This window comes from Gammaproteobacteria bacterium (assembly GCA_028817255.1).
GTDB lineage: Bacteria > Pseudomonadota > Gammaproteobacteria > Porifericomitales > Porifericomitaceae > Porifericomes > Porifericomes azotivorans.
In genome coordinates this window covers 1-3,208 of sequence record JAPPQA010000116.1, presented here as the reverse complement: position 1 = coordinate 3,208, position 3,208 = coordinate 1, and the positions used below count along the sequence as shown (strand labels likewise).

The window sequence follows — 3,208 nt, the reverse complement described above, 5'->3', positions numbered from 1 at the left end:
GCATCACTCCCCCCTTGAGGGGGAGTCGGCAAGACGAGGGCGCCAGCCCGATGTCGCGCCGGTGGGGGGAGCAGCTAAAGCGTCTGCTACACCCCACCGCCCAGGAGAACCGCAAGGGCCGCCTAGACTCCCCCTCAAGGGCGGCGGGATGGAAATCTTTTCCCCTCGATTGCGTAACGGCTTGGAGCGCGGACGCTGGCGGGAGGGCCGCCGATGCGGGCGGTAATACAGCGCGTGCGGGGCGCGTCGGTAACGGCGGCCGGCAAGGCGAGCGGGCGCATAGGCGAAGGGCTCGCCATCCTGATCGGGATCGCCGCCGGCGACGGCGAGGAACAGGCGCGCCTGGTGGCGGCAAAGGCCCTGCGCCTGCGCGTCTTCCCCGCGGCGGAGGGCGGCGCCGGCTTCGACCGTTCCGTGCTGGAGATCGGCGGCGGCATCCTGCTGGTCAGCCAGTTCACGCTCCATGCCTCGGTGCGCAAGGGGCGGCGCCCGGATTTCGCCGCCGCTGCCTCGCGGGAGACGGCGGCGCCGCTGTTCGAGCGGGTCGTATCCCTGTTCCGGGAGAGCGGCCTGCGGGTGGAGACGGGCATCTTCGGCGCGGAAATGGAACTGCAACTGACCAACAGCGGCCCGGCAACCTTTCTGTTGGACAGCGACGATTGGCAGGGAACGGGCGGACCGCGCCGCTGAAGGATGCTCCGCCGCGATTCGCGGCGGCAGGGCGAGGACCGGCGAGGCGCGGCGGCCTCAGTTCTCCGCATCGCCGTGCAGGCGCGAACCCCGCGCGAACGATTCCAGCTCGCCCTGCTCGATCGCCTCGCGCAGGCCGCGCATCAGGCCGTGGTAGTAGTGCAAATTGTGCACGGTGTTCAGGCGCCCGCCCAGGGAATCCCGGCAACGGTCCAGATGGTGCAGGTAGGCGCGGCTGTAATTGCGGCAGATGGGACAGCCGCACTCCGGGTCGGGCGGCAGCAGGCTGCGCCGGTGCTCGGCGTTGCCGATGCGCAGGAGCCCCGCGGAGGTGAACAGCTGGCCGTTGCGACCGTTGCGGGTGGGGATGACGCAGTCGAACAGATCCATGCCGCGACGCACGGCGGCCACCAGATCCGCCGGCTTGCCGACGCCCATCAGATAACGCGGCCGATCCGCCGGCATGAGGCTGCCAATATGCGACAATACCTCGCGCATCAGCGCAGGCGACTCTCCCACGGACAGGCCGCCCAGCGCGTAGCCGTCGAAATCCAGCGGCACCAGGCCGGCCAGCGCCTGCTCGCGCAGTTCGGGATACACGCCGCCCTGCACGATGCCGAACAAGGCGCCGGGGCGGTCGCCGTGTCTCTCCCGGCAGATTCTGGCCCAGAGCAGCGAACGATCCACGGCTTTCCGCACGACTGTCTCAGTGGCGGGGTAAGGCGCGCATTCGTCCAGCGCCATAAAGATGTCCGCGCCGAGCCGCTGCTGAATATCCATGGAGCGCCGCGGACTGAGGAATACCGGCGCGCCGTCCACCGGCGACCGGAAACGCACGCCTTCGTCGCGGACTTCCCGGCGGGCGGCGAGGCTGAACACCTGGTAGCCGCCGGAATCGGTGAGCATGGGCCCGTCCCAACCGACGAAGCGGTGCAGACCGCCGTGCGCCGCAACGACCCCGGCCCCGGGGCGCAACATCAGGTGAAAGGCGTTGCCCAGCAGGATCTGCGCGCCGGCGAGACGCGCCTCTTCCGGACTGACCGCGCGCAGCCCGCCGTAAGTGCCTACCGGCATGAAGGCCGGCGTCTCCACGATCCCATGCGGCAGGTGCAGCCGTCCGCGACGGGCCTCCCCGTCGCGGGCCAGCAAGTCAAAGCGCGGCCGCGCCATCACCGGCAGGGCGCGAGGCGCCTCCCCGCCATGCGGCCCGTGCGGCAATGAACATGGCGTCGCCGTAACTGTAGAAGCGGTAGCGCCGCGAGACGGCGTGCCGGTAGGCGGCCAGCACCGTCTCGCGGCCGGCAAAGGCGCTGACCAACAGCAGCAAAGAGGATTCCGGCAGGTGAAAGTTGGTAAGCAGCGCGTCCGTCGCCCGGAAACGGAAACCGGGATAGATAAACAGCCCCGTTTCCCCCCGGAAGGGGGCGGGCGCGCCGTGCCGCGCCGCCGTCTCCAGGGCGCGCGCCGCGGTCGTGCCCACCGCAACGACCCGGCCGCCGCGCGCCCGGGCGGCGGCCACCTGCCTGCACAGCGACGCCGACACTTCCATCCACTCCGTGTGCATGCGGTGCCGCTCTACCCGCCGGACCCGCAGCGGCAGGAAGGTGGCCGCGCCCACGTGCAGGGTCAGAAAAGCGATGCCCACGCCGCGCGCCGCGATCCGCTCCAGGAGGCCGCGGGTAAAGTGCAGACCGGCGGTGGGCGCCGCCACCGAGCCGGGACGGCGGGCATACACCGTCTGGTAGCGCTCGCGGTCCGCCGCCTCGGCCTCGCGCTTCAGGTAGGGAGGCAGGGGGACGCGCCCGTAGCGCCGCAATAATTCCGGCAGGGAGTCGCCGCCTAGCGCGCGGATGCGGAAAAACCCGTTCTCCCTCCCCTCCAGCCGCACGGCGGCGCCGGCGGCAATCCCCAACTCCGCCCCGGGGCGCAGGGACCTGCCGTTGCGCGCCTGGGCGAGGGCCGTGCGGGTATCGAGCAGCCGCTCCAGGAGGAGTTCCACGCGCCCGCCGGTCGCCTTCTCGGCATACAGGCGGGCCTGCAGCACCCGGCTGTCGTTCAACACCAGCAGGTCCCCCGGGCGCAGCAGCTCGGGGAAAGAACGGAAATGGAGATCGCGCCGTTCGCCCCGCACCGGGTCCAGGTGCAGCAAACGGCCGCCATCCCGGTCTTCGGGCGGCCGGGACGCAATCAGCTGGCGAGGCAAACGGTAGTGAAAATCCGCACGTTCCACGCGCGTCAATGGTAGCAGATTCGGCATACCGCCAGGGCCGCGGCCAACCCACTCTCCCCATCGCTCCCCCCTCGAGGGGGAGTCGCAGCAGCCAAGCCGCCAGGCGCCGGCTGCCGCGGTGGGGGGTATGCGGCCTTCGCGCCGCCCGTATCTGCCGGGGGCGACAGGATGCGGCCCTTGCGGTTCCCCTGGCCGGGCGGCGTAGCAGACGCTTTAGCTGCGTCCCCCCACCGGCGCGACTTCGGGCTGGCGCCCTCGTCTTGCCGACTCCCCCTCAAGGGGGGAGTG

The 3,208-nt window shown here is 71.2% G+C and carries 3 protein-coding genes; 1 reads left to right on the top strand and 2 read right to left on the bottom strand.

The annotated features are described in order from the left end of the window. Positions 1 to 213 precede the first annotated feature (213 nt). Positions 214 to 690: a D-aminoacyl-tRNA deacylase gene (gene dtd, locus OXU43_05315; GenBank protein ID MDD9824571.1), complete on the top strand. Its 477-nt coding sequence runs from the start codon at positions 214 to 216 to the stop codon at positions 688 to 690. 57 nt (positions 691 to 747) lie between these two features. Here dtd and tgt read toward each other — a convergent pair whose 3' ends face one another. After that, a complete protein-coding gene (gene tgt / locus OXU43_05310; GenBank protein ID MDD9824570.1) occupies positions 748 to 1,860 on the bottom strand; it encodes a tRNA guanosine(34) transglycosylase Tgt in 1,113 nt (370 codons plus the stop codon). After that, positions 1,841 to 2,920 carry a tRNA preQ1(34) S-adenosylmethionine ribosyltransferase-isomerase QueA gene (queA, locus tag OXU43_05305; GenBank protein MDD9824569.1) on the bottom strand — a complete coding sequence of 360 codons (1,080 nt, stop codon included), beginning with the start codon at positions 2,918 to 2,920 and terminating at the stop codon, positions 1,841 to 1,843. The genes tgt and queA overlap by 20 nt, the downstream gene beginning before the upstream one ends. Positions 2,921 to 3,208 lie beyond the last annotated feature (288 nt).

Bases quoted from the DNA above. Each gene is read 5' to 3' on its own strand.
- dtd (MDD9824571.1), top strand. From the start codon at position 214: ATGCGGGCGGTAATACAGCGCGTGCGGGGCGCGTCGGTAACGGCGGCC.
- tgt (MDD9824570.1), bottom strand. From the start codon at position 1,860: ATGGCGCGGCCGCGCTTTGACTTGCTGGCCCGCGACGGGGAGGCCCGT.